Source organism: Pseudomonas sp. CYM-20-01, assembly GCF_023169845.1.
Taxonomy (GTDB): domain Bacteria; phylum Pseudomonadota; class Gammaproteobacteria; order Pseudomonadales; family Pseudomonadaceae; genus Aquipseudomonas; species Aquipseudomonas azotoformans.
In genome coordinates this window covers 2,533,459-2,549,911 of sequence record NZ_AP025169.1, presented here as the reverse complement: position 1 = coordinate 2,549,911, position 16,453 = coordinate 2,533,459, and the positions used below count along the sequence as shown (strand labels likewise).

General features: G+C 61.9%; 14 protein-coding genes. 3 read left to right on the top strand and 11 right to left on the bottom strand.

Annotation, left to right across the window (positions count from 1 at the left end; translation table 11 throughout):
• The first annotated feature begins 45 nt into the window (after nt 1-45).
• Nucleotides 46-285 (top strand): DNA-binding protein, encoded by a 240-nt coding sequence (locus M2497_RS11645; protein ID WP_248487600.1) that lies wholly within the window; start codon nt 46-48, stop codon nt 283-285.
• A gap of 35 nt (nt 286-320) precedes the next feature.
• Here M2497_RS11645 and M2497_RS11640 read toward each other — a convergent pair whose 3' ends face one another.
• Nucleotides 321-752, bottom strand: coding sequence for a GNAT family N-acetyltransferase (locus tag M2497_RS11640; protein ID WP_248487599.1), 432 nt, complete (start codon nt 750-752; stop codon nt 321-323).
• The gene (locus M2497_RS11635) at nt 753-1,502 is read right to left on the bottom strand and encodes a carbon-nitrogen hydrolase family protein (RefSeq protein WP_248487597.1); all 750 of its coding nucleotides are present in this window, start codon (nt 1,500-1,502) and stop codon (nt 753-755) included.
• A 606-nt stretch (nt 1,503-2,108) separates the two neighbouring features.
• Between M2497_RS11635 and M2497_RS11630 the strand changes: the two genes are divergently transcribed.
• Complete coding sequence (locus tag M2497_RS11630; RefSeq protein WP_248487595.1) at nt 2,109-3,179, top strand: 3-deoxy-7-phosphoheptulonate synthase; 1,071 nt, start codon at nt 2,109-2,111, stop codon at nt 3,177-3,179.
• A gap of 15 nt (nt 3,180-3,194) precedes the next feature.
• Here the strand turns inward: M2497_RS11630 and M2497_RS11625 are convergent, their stop codons facing one another.
• From M2497_RS11625 to M2497_RS11600, 6 genes are all read right to left on the bottom strand, one after another.
• The gene (locus M2497_RS11625) at nt 3,195-3,893 is read right to left on the bottom strand and encodes an NAD(P)H-dependent oxidoreductase (RefSeq protein WP_248487593.1); all 699 of its coding nucleotides are present in this window, start codon (nt 3,891-3,893) and stop codon (nt 3,195-3,197) included.
• Between the two features lie 9 nt (nt 3,894-3,902).
• Nucleotides 3,903-5,510, bottom strand: a complete 1,608-nt coding sequence (locus M2497_RS11620) for a 5-guanidino-2-oxopentanoate decarboxylase (protein WP_248487591.1) — start codon at nt 5,508-5,510, stop codon at nt 3,903-3,905.
• Nucleotides 5,500-7,608 carry an acetate--CoA ligase family protein gene (locus M2497_RS11615; protein ID WP_248487589.1) on the bottom strand — a complete coding sequence of 703 codons (2,109 nt, stop codon included), beginning with the start codon at nt 7,606-7,608 and terminating at the stop codon, nt 5,500-5,502. The genes M2497_RS11620 and M2497_RS11615 overlap by 11 nt, the downstream gene beginning before the upstream one ends.
• Before the next feature lie 17 nt (nt 7,609-7,625).
• Nucleotides 7,626-8,786, bottom strand: coding sequence for an acyl-CoA dehydrogenase family protein (locus M2497_RS11610; protein ID WP_248487587.1), 1,161 nt, complete (start codon nt 8,784-8,786; stop codon nt 7,626-7,628).
• A gap of 27 nt (nt 8,787-8,813) precedes the next feature.
• A complete protein-coding gene (locus tag M2497_RS11605; RefSeq protein ID WP_248487585.1) occupies nt 8,814-9,605 on the bottom strand; it encodes an enoyl-CoA hydratase-related protein in 792 nt (263 codons plus the stop codon).
• A 151-nt stretch (nt 9,606-9,756) separates the two neighbouring features.
• Nucleotides 9,757-10,395, bottom strand: coding sequence for a TetR family transcriptional regulator C-terminal domain-containing protein (locus M2497_RS11600; protein WP_248487583.1), 639 nt, complete (start codon nt 10,393-10,395; stop codon nt 9,757-9,759).
• A 188-nt stretch (nt 10,396-10,583) separates the two neighbouring features.
• On the opposite strand from M2497_RS11600, the gene dkgB reads away from it, so the two are divergent.
• Entirely contained in the window at nt 10,584-11,402 is an 819-nt protein-coding gene (gene dkgB / locus M2497_RS11595) for a 2,5-didehydrogluconate reductase DkgB (RefSeq protein ID WP_248487581.1), read from the top strand.
• Here the strand turns inward: dkgB and M2497_RS11590 are convergent.
• The 3 genes from M2497_RS11590 to M2497_RS11580 all read right to left on the bottom strand — a co-directional run bounded on the left by M2497_RS11590 (nt 11,399) and on the right by M2497_RS11580 (nt 16,206).
• Nucleotides 11,399-11,821: a chemotaxis protein CheY gene (locus tag M2497_RS11590; protein ID WP_092249752.1), complete on the bottom strand. Its 423-nt coding sequence runs from the start codon at nt 11,819-11,821 to the stop codon at nt 11,399-11,401. The genes dkgB and M2497_RS11590 overlap by 4 nt on opposite strands.
• A 134-nt stretch (nt 11,822-11,955) precedes the next feature.
• Complete coding sequence (locus M2497_RS11585) at nt 11,956-15,570, bottom strand: transporter substrate-binding domain-containing protein (RefSeq protein ID WP_248487579.1); 3,615 nt, start codon at nt 15,568-15,570, stop codon at nt 11,956-11,958.
• Between the two features lie 6 nt (nt 15,571-15,576).
• Nucleotides 15,577-16,206, bottom strand: coding sequence for a response regulator transcription factor (locus M2497_RS11580; protein ID WP_248487577.1), 630 nt, complete (start codon nt 16,204-16,206; stop codon nt 15,577-15,579).
• Nucleotides 16,207-16,453: the final 247 nt, after the last annotated feature.

Sequence of the window (16,453 nt, the reverse complement as noted above, 5' to 3'; positions counted from 1 at the left end):
GACACACTCATCTCTTTGTTAAACAAACTTGAACGGTTTTGAACTATGCCCGGAATCCGCACTGCCGCACAAGCCAAGGCTTGGCTGGAACATCAAGGAAAGTCAGTTCAAGCGTTCGCCCGAGAACATGGCGTTGATCCGGCAACCACCTATCAAGTACTCGCGGGGCGCAAAAAGGGACGGCGTGGAGAAGCCCATAAGGTAGCGGTCCTTTTGGGCATGAAAGAAGGGGTCATCCTTTCTGAGGCTGATGGCCAAAACAACAATCAGGAAGTCGTCTCCTGAAACCAGTATGCGCTTATTAGGATTGAGCGCATGGTTTAACTGGATGGACAGATACGTTCCATGCGCCAGAAGCAGTCTTCCTCACCGACAATGCTAAATCCCATGCGCTGATAGAGCCTGCGGGCCGGGTTGGTCTTGAACACGGTCAGACGCAGCAGCCCCAACGCCCGGGCCTTGAGCGCCATCTGCTGCAATACCCAACTGCCCGCGCCCTGCCTGCGGCACGCCGCAAGCATATGCAACTCACGGATGTAGAGCGCCCGGCTGTCGCGGCTCAGGCTGATAAAACCCAGCACGACCTCGTCGTTGCAGATCAGCCAGTTTTCGCGGCCCGCCCAGGCGACATCAAAGCCATCGTTGGACCACACCAGGTCGTATTGCAGGTAATAGCGACTCATGGCCTCGAAGGTCAGGGTTCGGGCGAACGGCAAGTCCTGATCCGTCGCGGCGCGCAGGTGAAACGCCATTTACAGCGCGACCACTTGACCAGCCCACGCAGCACCCTCGCGGCGGGCGATCACCAACGCCTCACCCAGGCCCGGAGCGGCGGCCAGTAAACGGCCATCGGCGGCCCAAATGGCGCTGCGACCGGCACACACATAGCCACCCGATGGCCCGCCGTGGTTGGCCATCAACACCAACAGGCGATGTTCGGCCGCATAGCCCTGGAGCAACGCGCTGTCTGTTGCATAGCCGCCTTCGCTGATCAACACACCGGCGGCGTAGACAGTAGCGCCCGCCTCAGCCGCCTGGCGCGGGTGACTGGCATGGGAGAAATCCGCGCACACCGCCAACGCAATGCGGTCATCGCCAATGTCGAGCGCCGCACCACCCTGCCCCGGGACAAACGCCGCTTCTTCGCCAGGATGCAGATGCTGCTTGGTGTACACCGCAAGAGAACCGTCGGCCCCCAACACCAGCGCAGCGATCAACACTCCTGCCCCAGGTGCCAGGCGGATCGGCATGCCGACCACCGCGGTCAAGCCCAACTCCCGTGCCATTTCGCGCAGCGGCGCCAGCATCGCGTCCTCGGGAACAATCGCCAATTCGGCCGCCAGTGACGGCTCATAGCCGGTCAACGAGAGTTCCGGAAACACCAGCACGTGCACGCCATGTTCGGCCGCCGCGTGCATGAGGGCCAAGTGCCGCTCGATATTGGCCGGCACGTCGCCCGCGATGGAAACTGATTGAGCAGCAGCAAGGGTCAGGGCAGTCATGGTCGCGTCCAAGCAATCATCCAAGGTGTTGCAAGCATATCTCGGTCGATAGCAGTCAGTCCCCCCGCGCAATAGAAATTACTGATTGAATCCTCCTGCATCCCTCTAGTAAGCTCCCCCCATCATTTGGAGACACACCATGTTGCAACTCACCACCCCTCAGGTTTGCCCTGCTGCCAGCGCCCCGCGCTCGGTATCGGCTACCCGTGTGAAGGGTTCGAGCGCACTGGCCAGCTTTTATTTTGGGTATTGGTTTAGCCACTGGCGCGCCTGATACCTGAAATCGGCGCCCACTACTCAAGGGGTCGCCTACCAGAGAAATCCAAACCCCCGGTCGGCTCCCCGACCGGGGGTTTTGTTTTTCAGGCCCCACTATTTTTGACGAACACTTAAAGGACACACGACATGAACTACGCCACCTATTACCGCTACGACACTTCCACCGCATGGCGATTTAGCCAGCTCCGCTCGGGACAGCCTGCCGCCTCCGATCGGTCACCTATGGGTGGCAAGCCAACACACACAGCCAATACGGCCCATTGTCGAACACCCCAGTAGGGCCAGGCGCGCGGGAACAGCCCGCCGCTTGCCCAGGAAGCCTTGAATATGAACTCTGCCACCGCCGCCCTGCCCGTTTCTGCCCTGACCAGCGCCAATGAAGCCCTGACCCAGCGCTTGCCCAGCGCGCTTGATTTAAAGCTCAAGCTGCCGCTCAGCCCGTTCCTCACTGAACAAGTCCACGCCCATCGCCACGCCGTGCGCGCCATCCTCAATGGTCAGGATTCACGTTTGCTGGTGATCGTCGGCCCGTGCTCGATCCACGACCCGGAGTCGGCCATGGAATACGCCCGCAACCTGAGGAAGCTCGCACTCGACGTCAGCGACCAGATGCTGCTGGTGATCCGCGCCTACGTCGAAAAACCGCGCACCACCATCGGCTGGAAAGGCCTGGCCTACGACCCGCACCTGGACGGTAGCGACGACATGGCCGCCGGCCTCAACCTGTCCCGCGAACTGATGCGCGAAATGCTGCGCCTGGGCCTGCCGGTCGCCACCGAGCTGCTGCAACCGATGGCGGCCGGCTACTTCGATGACCTGCTCAGCTGGGTCGCGATTGGCGCGCGCACCACCGAATCGCAGATCCACCGCGAAATGGCCAGCGGCCTGGGCATGCCCGTCGGCTTCAAGAACGGCACCGACGGCGGCGTGGCGATTGCCTGCGACGCGATGCGCTCGGCGTCCCACCCGCACCGTCACTTCGGCGTCGACAGCCAGGGCCACCCGGCGATCATCCAGACCCCGGGCAACCCCGACACCCATCTGGTACTGCGTGGCGGTCACCGTGGGCCGAACTACGATGCGCAAAGCGTGGCGCAGGTGAAACACGACCTGGCCAAGTCCAAGGTGGCGCCGCGGATCATGGTCGATTGCAGCCATGCCAACAGCGGCAAGGACCCACTGCGTCAGCCGGCGGTATTCAACGACGTGCTGGAGCAGCGCTTGCAGGGCGACACGTCGCTGATCGGCATGATGCTCGAAAGCCACTTGTTCGAAGGCTGCCAGCCGTTGAGCGCATCGATGAAGTACGGCGTGTCGGTGACCGATGGCTGCCTGGGCTGGGACGGCACCGAGCAGTTGTTGCGTAGCGCCGCCGAGCGTTTGCGCGCACGAGGCTGACCGACCAGGGCGCTGCTACAGCGGGTACAGCGCCTCATCAAATTGCTCAAGTTTCGGAAACACCAAGGGCTGTTCATCCGCCAGCCCTTGCAGCCGCCGCTCATACTCCACCAGGAAATCCTGCCGTGCCTCGGCACTGATATACGGCACATGCCACGCCACAAACGGCGCCAGTACCTCATAGCCCACATACGCCAGCGTGCCGCGCAGGATCGGTCGCAACATGTCCTCCAGCGGCCCATGAATCGCGCCCTCGCCGAACATATGCGCGCGCCCGCCCAGGGTCACGGTGACCAGCGCCCGCTTACCGGCCAGCCCGCCCTGATCGTAAAAGCGCTTGCCGCCGTAACACACGCCCGACACCAGCACGCGGTCAATCCAACCTTTGAGCATGGCCGGTGCCGAGAACCAGAAGATCGGAAAGTTGAGGATCAACAGATCGGCCCACAGCAGCTTGTCCAACTCAGCCTGAATATCCGCCGCTATCGACTGTTTCTTCACCCCCAGGCGTTGCTCCAGGGCATACACCAGGTAATCGGGGTTTTCCCGCGTGGAGAAATCCGCCGCCGACGCCACCGGGTTCCACTGCATGGCGTACAAATCACTGACCTTGACGCTGTGCCCCTGGCCTTGCAGCGTGGCGACCGCTTGATCACGTAGGGCCGCGGTGAACGACTGCGGTTCGGGATGGGCGTGAACAATCAAAACCTTCATGGGAGTTCCTCAAACAGCGCAGGCCTGTTTCAGCTCGATCAGGGTCACGCCATTGCGCTGGAAAGCGTTGCGCAGGTCCGTCTGCAATTCATCCAGGTTGTGGGGCTGGTTCACGGTGCAGCCGAACGCCTGGGCGAACAGCGCAAAGTCTGGGTTGCGCGGCAGCACACCGATGGGTTCGATGTCGAGGTCGAGCATGTCATCGCGGATCTGGCCAAGTGCGTCGTTGTTCCACAACAGCACCACCAGCGGGCTGTCCAATTCCTCCACAGCGGTGGCCAGTTCCTGGGCGGTGTAGAGAAACCCACCGTCGCCAACCAGCACCAGGCCCGGCCGTTGCGGTGCACCGAGCTTGGCACCGATGCCCGCCGGCAGGCCGTAACCCAAGGTGCCGTAGCCGGTGGGGTGCAGCCAGCTGCGCGGTGCGCGGCTGCGGTAGGTGTAGTTGCCGGTGTAGGCCAGTTGGGTCATGTCGCTGCTGATGAACGCATTGGCGGGCAGTTCGGCTTCGATGCTGTCAAGAATCGCTTGGTGGGTGGACTGCAACGGGCCGTGTCCCCGCTCAACGGCCTGGAGCAATGCCGCCACACGCTTGGCTGCCATTTCCGCGTCAGCTGACACGGTTGGCAAACGCTCCAGCAACGCCAGCACCGTCTGGTTGGCATCGCCGCGCAGCGCCACGGCACAGGGGTAGAAATCATTGAATTTACGCGGGTCGATATCCACCCGCAGCAGCTCGGCGTTGAGGGGCAGGCGCTCGCGCCAATAGTCGGTGTCAGCCATTTCCGTGCCCACCGCCAGCACCACATCGGCCTCGCTGATCAGTTGCCAGCCGGGCTCGACGCACAGGGTGGCACCGGCATTCAACGGATGATCGAGCGGCAGCAACCCTTTGCCGGCCACGCTGGTGAAAAACGGCGCAGCCAACTGCGTGCTCAAACGCTGCAACGCCTCGCCTGCCGCCAGTGCACCGCCCCCGGCGATAATCATGGGCCGCTGGGCTGCTGCGAGCTTGGCCACCGCATGATCCAAGGCTTGCGCAGACGGCACGCCGCGACCGGCGCGGCGCACCACTTCATCGCTCCAGTCGCGCTTGATCGGCGCCGCCAACACGTCCAGCGGCACCGAGATGTGCACCGGGCGGGGTCGCTCGCTGTCGAACACTGCGTAGGCGCGAGCGATCAGTTCAGGCAGATCCTCGGCACTGAGTGCGACAGCCGAAAATGCGGTGATCGGTGCGGTGATCGCCCGCTGGTCCTGGGTTTCGTGCAGGCTGCCCCAGCCCTTGCCAAGGCTGGCGGTGCTGTTGACGCTGGAGATCACCAGCAGCGGAATCGAGTCGGCATACGCCTGGCCGATCGCGGTGGCGGCATTGGTCACACCGGGCCCAGTGATCACAAAGCACACCCCCGGCTTGCCGCTGACCCGCGCATACCCGTCGGCCATGAAACCGGCGCCTTGCTCGTGGCGCGTGAGCACATGGCGGATACCGCTGGCGGGCAGGCCGCGATACAGCTCCAGTGTATGCACACCGGGAATGCCGAACACGGTGTCCACCCCATAATTGGCCAGCAACCGCACCAGGGCCTGGCCGCCGGTCATCGCGTTATCGTGCATGCTCATCTCCTAGACGTATCAATGCGTCGACCGCCATAGCGCCCTGGGCACTGACCAACAATGGGTTCACATCCAGCTCCAGTAACTGCCCGGCGTTGGCGCAGGCGTAGTCGGCCACCGCCCGAATGGCCGCGACCAATGCCTGCATATCCGCCGCGTCACGGCCGCGAAAACCTTGCAGCAACGGGGCGCTGCGCAGGCTGAGCAAGGCATTGCGGATGGCACTATCAGTGGTGGGCAACAGCAGGCTGCGGCTGTCCTTGAGCAACTCCACCAGGATGCCGCCGGCACCGATGACCAGTGCCAGGCCAAACTCGTTTTCGCGCTTGATGCCCACGATCAACTCTGCCAACGGCGGCGCAGCCATGGCCTCCAGCAGCAGTTGATCGAACACGACATGGGGCGCATAAGCGCCGATGTGCTCGCGCATCTGCTCAAGTGCAGTGCTCAGCGCCATGCCGTTTTGCAGGTTCAGCACCACCGCACCGGCTTCGGTTTTATGCGGCAACTGCGCGCTGACCGCTTTGAGCACCAGGGGATAGCCCAGCACTTGGGCATCGCTGATCGCCCGGGCCGGGGTACTCAATATCCCGGTTGGCGTGGTCAGGCCGAACGCGCGCAAGGCTTGTTTCGAAGCCCACTCGTCGAGGGCCTCGCCGCTGCCTTGCAGAGCCTTCGGGCACAGCGGCTCGAGGATTGATTCGCCGCGCTCCAGCAGCACACGGCGATTGCTCTGGTAGCCGGCAATCCGCCCCCACGCCGCCAGCGCGTCTTCCACACCTTGCAGCGCCGCGATGCCATGGGCATGCAGGCGCTCGCGGGCATGGGCCGGCAGCAATTCGGGAAAGGCCGAGGTGACAAACCCGGTCTTGCCATGCCGGCCCAGCGCGTTGCAGAACAACTCCAGCAGCAGGTCGCACTCCTTGCGCTCACCCGTGGACTCGGCCGGGTAATCCAACACCAAAAGCGCGGCATCGGCTTCGGTGCGCAGGGCGCTGTCGAGCATGGCGTCGAGGGCCTTACGGTTGCCCCAGATGGCCGTAGTGAAATCCAGCGGGTTGACCAGGTTGGCGTAGCTGGGCAGCACCTGCGCCAATTCACGGCGCTGGCCGGCATCGAGCACTGGCAAGGCCAGATGGTTGCGCTCGGCATAGTCGGCAATCAGCCCCGCATCGCCACCGGAACAGGCCAGCGCGATCAGGCGGTTACCCGCAGGAAGGTTGCCGCATGCCGCAGCCTTCAGGGTTTCAACAAAACTCACCGGCCCGCTCACGCGGATCACGCCCAAGCGTGCAAACAGGCTGTCGTACAGCACATCGGAGCCGGACAGCGAACTGGTGTGACTCAACGCCAGCTCGGCGCCGATCTGCGACACGCCGGTTTTCAGCGCGATGATCGGAATGCCTTTTTCCAGGGCTTTGTGGGCGGCACGGGCAAACCCCGGCACATTCTTCAACCCTTCCAGGTGCAGGCCGATGGCGGTGACGCGTGGTTCATCGAGCAGCACCTCGATCAATTCGGCAATACCCAATTGCGCCTGGTTACCCACTGATGCCATGTAGGCCACCGGCAGCGAACGGTCGCTCATCGACAGGTTGTAGGCGAAGTTGCCGCTCTGGGTCAGCACTGCCACGCCCTTCTCCACCGTCTTGCCGCCATGGGCCACCGGCCACAGCGCAGCGTTGTGCAGGTAGTCCAGCAGGCCGTAGCAGTTGGGGCCAAGCAAGGCCATCTCACCCGCTGCGTCTAGTAACTGCTGTTGCAGAACGGCGCCATCGGCCCCGGTCTCGGCAAACCCTGAGGCGTAGCAAATGGCGCCGCCGGTACCGATAGCCCCGAGTTCGGCGACGCAAGTCAGTGTAAGTTCGCGGTTGGTGGCGATGAACACCGCGTCCGGCCCGCAGGGTAAATCCGCCACGCGACGTACGCAGGGGATGCCATCGAGGCTGTCATGCCGCGGGTTGACCAGCCACATCGGCCCGGTAAAACCACCCTCGGCGCAACGCTTGAGCGCACGGGCCATGCTGCGGCCGCCGACGAAAGCCAGATGCCGGGGCGCCAACAGGCGCTTGAGGTTGTCGCGATTAGCCTGGGACATAAGCGTTCTCCGCGCCATCAACGCAACAGTGGCCGCAACAGTTCACGGGCGATGATATGGCGCTGGATTTCCGAGGTGCCTTCCCAGATCCGCTCGATCCGCGCGTTACGCCAGATGCGCTCAACCGGCCCCTCATCCATCAAGCCCATGCCGCCGAAAATCTGCACCGCCTCGTCGGCGACCTTGCCCAGCGTTTCACTAGCAAACAGCTTGGCCATCCCGGCCTCGCCATCGGTCATGCTGCCCTGGTCCATCTTCCAGGCGGTGTGCAGGGTCAGCAGTTCTGCTGCGCGGATCTGTGTGGCCATGTCCGCCAGCTTGAAGCTCACGCCTTGGTAGGTACCGATGGGCTGGCCGAACTGCTTGCGGTCCGCCGCCCATTGCAGCGACACATCCAACGCACGTTGGGCCTGGCCGACGCAGTTGGCGGCCACCATCACACGGCCGGCGGTGAGCCAGGCGTTGGCCACGTCCCAGCCCTTGCCCACTTCGCCCAGTACCTTGGAAGCGGGGACGCGGCAGTCGTCGAAGAACATTTCATAGGTGTGATAACCCCGGTTGCTCACGCACTTGGGGCCGCGACGGATGGTCATGCCGGGCGTGCCACGATCCACCAGGAACGACGTCACGGCGTTGCGCTGCCGGCCGTTGTGTTCGTAGGTATCGGTGACCGCAAACACGATGGCGAAATCAGCGTGCCCGGCGTGGCTGATGAAGTGCTTGCTGCCGTTGATCAAGAAGTCATCACCCCGGCGCACAGCGCGGGTCTTGATGGCATTGGCGTCGGAACCCGCGCCGGGTTCGGTCAGCGCGAAACAGTCGATTTTCTTGCCCTGCACACACGGCAGCAGGTAGTCGCCAATCTGTGCTCCCGTGCACGCCATAAGAATCTTGGACGGCCGCGCGACAAACACATGCAGCGCCCACGAGACCTTGGACAACTCCCGCTCGATCAGGGCCTGGGACAGGTAGTCCAGGCCACCGCCACCCACCTCCTCCGGCATGTTGAACGCATAGAAGCCGGCAGCGATGGCCTTGTCACGGATCTGCGCAGCCAGCTCGGGCGAGACCTCATCGGCACGGTCCACCGCCGCCTCATGGGGCAACAATTCCTTGGCAACAAAACTGCGTACCGCGTCCACCAACATGTCTTGCTCTTGGCTGAGTTGGAAATGCATGGCGCTACCTGCTCGGAGGAAGTGGGGTTATTGGCCGCAAAAAGTCGGCAGGCGTTTTTCCATGGACGCGCGCAAGGCCTCGGCGCCATCGGCACTGCGCCCGCACAACAGGCCGGCCGCCCGTTCGGCCTGCAACTGTTCGGGCAGACTGCGCCCGGCGCCTTCACGCAGCAGGATCTTGGTCTGGGTGAAGGCGAACGTCGGGCCGTTGGCCAGGCGTGTGGCGAGTTCGGTGGTGTGGGCGTTGAGCTGATCATCGGCGACGACTTCACCGACCAGGCCCGCCGCCAAGGCGCGCTCGGCACCCCACAGCTCATCGAGGAACAGCAGGCGCTTGGCCTTTTCGATGCCAATCAGGCGCGGCAGGTGCCAACTGGCGCCCGCGTCCGGCGAGTAGGCCATGCTGGTGTAACCGGCCTTGAAGCGCGCCGATTGGGCCGCTATGCGCAGGTCGCAGCATAAGGTCAGGTCCATGCCCGCGCCGACGGCGGTGCCGTTGATCGCGGCAATCGTGGGTTTATCGAGGGTGTGCAGGCGCGTCATCAGCGCATGGGCGGTTTCGGTCCAGCCGTAGGTTTCGAGGGCGCCGCGAGCTTCGGCATCCGCCCACTCGGCCAGGTCGGCACCGGCGCAGAAGCTTCGTCCATTACCGGTCAATACCACCACGCGTACAGCGGCGTCAGTGTTGAACGCATCGAGCAAGGCGTGCAGGTGCTTGAGGGTGGGGATGTCCAGGGCATTGCGCTGCGGGCTACGGTTGAGGGTGATCCAGGCAACACCAGCTGCTACATGAGTGAGCACGGGCGAATCGGCGGTCATGGCTTCCTCGAATTGTTTTATTTGGCCTGAGGGGTGCGACATGAGGCGATACTAAACAAGTGTTCAGTAAGAAGGCAATCAGCAAACTGCAAATTTTTTCAGAAGGGAAAACCGCCTGCCTGAACCTTGCGCTCAGGCGGCTGGAGCAGGCTCAGGGTTTGAGCTGATAACGCTGGCGACCGCCAGCCTGCAGGCCATCCACCCAGGCTTCGCAGATTTGGATGCCCTGTTCGGGCGTAAACGTGCCGGGGTTGAGCCCCGACTCCAGCCACAACCCATCGAGCAATGCGCTCAGGCCGATGGCGGCGAGGTCGGCGTCGAAGTGCTTCCAGCCCTCCTCCCAGGCCATGTCGGTCAGGGCCGAGCGCATGATGGTGCGGTACTCGCCGTAGGAGTGCTCGTGCGCCAGGTTGATCGCCGGTGCGGTCTTTACCGCTCCCCAGAACACCAGCCACGCATCCAGCAGGTGCGGGTCGAGCAATTCGGCGGAAAACGAGCCCCGGAACAACGCCGACAGGCGCTCCCGAGGGTCCGGCGGCGCCTTGGCCATGGTCGCGCGCAACAGGCTCATGACCTGGTCGGTGATGGTGCGGTAGGCCTCGGCCACCAGTTCGTCCTTGCCCGAATAGTGATGGCTGATCAGCCCCACCGACACCCCGGCCTCGGCACTGATCTTGCGAATCGACGCGCCCTGGAAACCATCACGCTTGAGGCAGGTGAGCGTGGCCTGGACCAGATTGGCCTTGCGCACTTCCGGGTCCATCCGGGAGAAACGGGATTCCTGGGTCATGCGGCGATTTCCTTGGGTTGAGTCGGCAGCACGACTCTACATCAGTCGCGATAACCCGGCGACACCCATCCAGCCCCAGTAGATTCGTGATCTGCGGTAAAGAGTCCTTTTCGGATTCGACGGTTTTTCCGAAGGAACGACAAGCGGATACTCGACTCCATTGTTCAAGCCCTCTTCAGGAGTCACTGATGTCTATCGCTACGCAAAACGTTCCGGCCTTTGGCCTCGGCACCTTCCGTCTGCAAGGCCAGGTGGTGATCGATTCCGTCAGCACTGGCCTCGAGCTGGGCTACCGCGTCATCGACACTGCGCAAATCTATGAGAACGAAGCCGATGTCGGCCAGGCCATTGCCGACAGCGGCATACCGCGCGATGAGCTGTTCATCACCAGCAAGATCTGGATCGCCAACTTCGCCGAAGGCCAGTTGATTCCGAGCCTGCGCGAGAGCCTGCGCAAACTGAAAACCGATTACCTGGACCTCACCCTGATCCACTGGCCCTCGCCGGAGGACCAGGTGCCTGTCGCCGAATTCATGGGCCAGTTGCTGGAGGCCAAGCGCCTGGGCCTGACCCGCCGGATCGGCATTTCCAACTTCACCGTCGACCTGATGAAACAAGCGATTGCGGCGGTAGGTGCGGAGAATATCGCCACCAACCAGATCGAGTTGCACCCCTACCTGCAAAACCGCAAGGTCGTGGATTTTGCCACCGCCAACGGTATCCAGATCACGTCCTACATGACCCTGGCCTACGGCGAAGTGCTCAAGGACCCGGTGATCCAGCAAATCGCCGAGCGCCATCAGGCGACCCCGGCGCAAGTGACACTGGCCTGGGCGATGCAACTGGGTTACGCAGTCATCCCGTCATCGACCAAACGCCCCAACCTGGAAAGCAACCTCAAGGCCCAGCAACTGACCTTGAGCCCTGCGGACATGGCGCAGATGGCCGGGCTGGAACGCGGCCATCGCCTCACCAGCCCCAAGGGTATCGCCCCCCAGTGGGACTAAACCCCAGCCACAGGCGTGCGGGATAACTCCCGCAGCCACGGCAGTACGCGCAGGCCCGTGGCGGCCGCAGGCGGGTCGATGATGTCCATGAAGTGTTCGAGGTTGACGTTGTCCGGCACGCCGGGCAGGCGCACCAGCACTGCCGGCGTTGCGTCGGCAGACAGGCCCAGATCCAGATGGTCATAGACCAGCACATGATGCACCTGGGGTTGAGGACCGCAGGTGTGGATCGCCAGCCCCGCGTTGATGATCAGCACATCGAAAGGCTGTGCCGGAATCGCGGTGAGCAGTTGGACCTCTTCGAAGGTCTGCACCGGTACAATCCGGTGATACCCCAACTGGTTGAGCATTTTTTCGATGTACAGGCGTTGCAGGTGTTGCTCATCGGCAATCAGGATGGTCAGTGCTTTGTTTGGCATGGCGAACCCCTGGGCAGGCAGTGCTCGTCAGTGAGCGAGGCCCATTCTCCAGACATATGCCGACGACAAAATCAGGCTTGTTCCCGTTCCATGTAGGAGTTCTCCCAAATTCGCCGAACGGATACCTGCCTCGGTCAAGGCTGCTTGCAGTACTGACCTAGGCTGTGATGCAAGCCAGTGATAGCCGCGTCCAACGCCTCAACCGCAGCAGCCACTGCATCGCGATCGCGCCTTTCGCACACATCCTCCAAAGCGTCGCAGCAGGTGATCAGCGCCTGGGCCTTGACCATGCGCGCGCCGCCTTTGACACGATGGGCCAGGTCATGCAGCTTGCCGAAATCGGCCCCGTCCCGCAGGGTCGACAGCACTCGGAGGTCCTCTGCAAGACTCGTGAGCAAGGGTGCCAGCAACTCGTTGAGCACGGCAGTGTCATCGCCGGTCAGCATCACCAGCGAGCTCAAATCAAATTGCGCTTTGGCTTCATCCCTTGCAGCGCTGGCCGTGCGCGACGCCAAGGCCGCACGCAGATCGTCAAGCCCAGTGGGCTTGAACAGGCAACCGTCCATGCCGGCCAGCCGGCAGCGCTCAACCTCCTTCGGCTGGGCGTTGGCGGTGAACCCCAGCAGAAGGCAGGGCACCAGGCCGCGCTGACGTTCTTGCGCACGAATATCACGCGCCAACGTGTAGCCGTCCATCACGGGCATATTGCTGTCGGTGATCACCCCGTCAAAATGCCCGGCCTGCCACAACGCAAAGCCTTCGGCGCCATCTTCGGCCGTAACGATCTGATGCCCCAGGAAGGTCAACTGTCGAGCCAGAAGCAAGCGGTTGGCCGGATAGTCATCGACCACCAGAAGTTTCAATGCCTGCGCGATAGGCGCACAGGGGACAGATGAGGAAACCGCTGCTGCCGTGGTCAACGCCAGTGCCAGCGTCACATCCACCCGCGTCCCCTTGCCCAGCACGCTGCTCAGGTGCAGTTGGCCGCCCATCATCTCGCACAGGTTACGGCTGATCACCAACCCCAGGCCGGAACCACTGCGCGCCGACTGCTCGTTATTGCTGCCCTGGATGAACGGGTTGAACAAACGCTGCTGATCTTCGGCGCTGATGCCAATCCCCGTATCTTCCACGCAAAGCCGCAGGTTCAAATGTTCACCGGCCAACACCGATGCGGCTTGGGCACCCAGGCGTATCTGGCCGGAGTGAGTAAATTTGATCGCATTGCCTAACAGGTTCGACACCACTTGCTTGAAGCGCAATGGATCGATCAGTACCAGTCGATCGATGATCGGGTCGAGCTCTACGTGCAGCGACAGCCCTTTATCCCGCGCCAGCCCTTCGAACACCCGCGCCACAGAGGCCAACAGCTCGTGCAGGTTGGCCGGCTCCAGGGTCAGGGACAGGTGGCCGGTTTCGATTCGCGCAATGTCCAGGATATCGCCGATCAGCTCCAGCAAACTGCGCGAAGCCATCGATGCCACTTCCAGCGCATCTCGATCAACATGCCCCTGTTCGGCGTTTTTCTGCGCCAGTTCAATCATGCCGATCACCGCGTTCATCGGCGTTCGGATCTCATGACTCATCGTCGCCAGGAACGTAGTCTTGGCACGGTTGGCGGCATCCGCATCGTCCTTGGCCTCCTGCAACTGGCCCAACAGGCGCTGGCGCTCACTCACGTCCACCCAGCCGGCAATCATGCCTACCACGTTGCCGTTGCTATCACGGTACGGCAGCATCCACTGGTAAATCGTCAGCACACCGCCACCGGGCACCTTCAGCACCCGGTCGTGAATCTGCGGCTCACCGCGCTCCATCAAGTCCAGATAGTCGGCATGGAACGACTGGGCCTGGGGCGGGTTACCCGTATCGGTCTCCACAACAGTCTTGCCGATCACGTCCTCCAACTTGAAGCCGAACACATCGAGGTACGCGTTGTTGCACGCCATCAAACGCCCCTGGCGATCGCGCACATAAATCGGGTGAGGCGTGCCGTCGATCAGCACGCTCATAAAGCGCATCTGGTCGCTCAGGGCGCGCTCGGCCTGGGCACGCTTGTGAATCAGGTTGCGCAGGTAAAACACCCAGCCCAGGGTGACCAGCAACAACAGCGCGGCCAGACCAAACCCTTGGATAATCACGTTGCGATGACTGACCCAGTAGCTGTCTTCAATAATGATTTCACTGCGCCAATGGTTGGTCAGTTCGTCCATTTCTTCAGGCGTAATACTCAACAACGCCTTCTCAAGGATCGAATACAACTCCAACTGGCTGCGGTTGACGCCGAAGGCAATCCGCGCCGGTTCCGTACCCACCGTGCTGGTGATACGCAGCCGATCGCGATAGTTGCGCGTGATCATGTAGCGTGCGCTGATCAACGAAATGACTGTCGCGTCGGCACTGCCCTTGGCCACCCATTCCATGGCCTGCTCCGGGTTCTCGACGTCGACAAACTCGATCCCTGGATAGTCCCGGGCGATCTGCGCAGCGAGGCTGTTGCCACCAATGAACGCCAGGCGTTTGCCTGGCATGTCCTCCAGGGTCAGCAGACGCTCGTCGCCGGAGCGCACCACCAGCACATAGGGATTGGACAGGTAGGGTCGGGTAAAGCGCACCTTTTCGGAACGCTCGACACTGGGCGTGATCACCGCCAACATGTCCATCTGGCCGGCGCTGACCTCGTCGACTTGCCGAGGCAGCGAACTGCCCTGCACCACTTCGAACTTCAAGCCCGTGCGTAAGCTGATCCGCGACAATACCTCGTCACTCAACCCCACGAACTGCCCTTGTTCATTGAAAAATGACAGCGGCACGAACTTATCCAGTACTGCCACTCTCACCCGGGGATGCTTCTCCAGCCAACGCTGCTCGCTGTCACTCAAGCGCAATCGGTCAGCCTCCAGGAACCCACTGCCGCCGGCACTCCAACGACGCAGGATTTCCATCTGCTGGCTGGCCGGGATAGCAGCCAGCGCGGCATTGACGATCGTCAACAGGCGCTGGTTGTCGGCCGTAAACGCGAACCCGAACGGGTTGACCTCGAGGGCGGAAAAGTCTGCCATGCGCACGTTATTAAGGTGGTTCTTGTTGATCAGATAGCGAGCGCTGATGGCATCGCCCAAGTAGACGTCCGCCTGGCCGAAGGCCACGGCACCGATGGCCTGATGGGTCGAACCGTACAACAACAGTTGCGCCTTGGGGTAAAAGGCCTGCACAGCGTCGGGTTGCATATAGTGATAGAGCATCGCCACGCGCTTGCCGGCCAGGTCGACGCTCAAGGAATGGCTTTCACCCGTGCGGGTCACCAGCACCGGTTGATCATTGGCGTAGGAACGCGACAGTACCAACGCCTTGTCGGCCGCCTCATAACCATTGGCTGACCCTACCAGATCCACCTCGCCCAGCTTGAGCGCCTCGATCACTTCATCACGGGTGTCGTAGCGCCGAACCTCGATAGGTACATTCAAGATCAGGCTGATCAGCCACGTGTAGTCAGCCGTGATGCCTTCAAAATCGTTGTCGTTGCTCAGGTCGAACGGTGCGTAGTCGGGTGCCGACACCCCCATCACCAAACTGCGGCGCTCGCGCAACCACCGCCAGTCGCTGTCATCCAGCGCTACTGTTGGGTGTTCGAGGGTGGAATGGCCGAGCAGTCGCAGGGCATGTGGCTCATCCAGGGCCATCGCTGCACAGGGCAACAGCCCCATCAGCAGGATGGCCGTGAATCTCACCAGCCGGGAGGTGGTCATTTCAGATCAGATCAGATGATTGCGCTGGGCAAACTTGGACAGGTGCACCACCGACGACATGCGCAACTTCTCTTTGAGGCGGGTCTTATAGGTGCTGATGGTCTTGTGGCTCAACAGCATATCCTCGGCGATTTCCTTGTTGCTCAGGCCCAGCGCCAGTTTTTGCAGTACCGTCAATTCGCGGTCGGACAGCGCCTCCACCAACTCCTGTTCGGAGGTCTGCAAATCGTCGCGGCGCACTGAACTGGTGGGCAGGCTGGGGAAGCAACTGTAACCAGAGCGGATTGCCCTGATTGCCTTTTGCAGTTCATCGAGCTCACCGGTCTTGGCAACGAAACCCATGGCCCCAGCGCGCATGCAGCGCGTGGAGAAAAACACCGCCAGATACGAGGTCAGTACCAGGATCTTGCAGGGCAGTCCCAGCGCCTTTATCCGGCTGATCACCTCCAGCCCGCCAAGTTTTGGCATTGCCAGATCGAGGATAACCAGATCCGGGTGCTCCTCCCGAGCAATCTGCATGGCGTCGGCGCCGTTGCCCGCTTCAAAGATGGTATCGAAGCCCTCCTGCTTCAACAGGTACTTCACGGTGGCGCGGATAAAAGGGTGATCGTCCACAATCAAAGCTTTGCTGCTCATAAGACTCCCCGAGGGATCAGTACGCTTACATATCACACGGGACCTATCTACCTGTGAAAAGTAACAGTTCCGACAAACGGTACTGATTACTCTGCATGACACTTCAGGCAGTACAGACCCCTCCTTTTGATAGAACACGCTAAACACGTAGAGCTGCGGACTGCTTCCTGGGCAGACGCAAGCGCGCAACCTTAACAACGGCGTGTCCGCTCAAATGAAGGGATAGTCTCTAATGCTTGTAGGACTT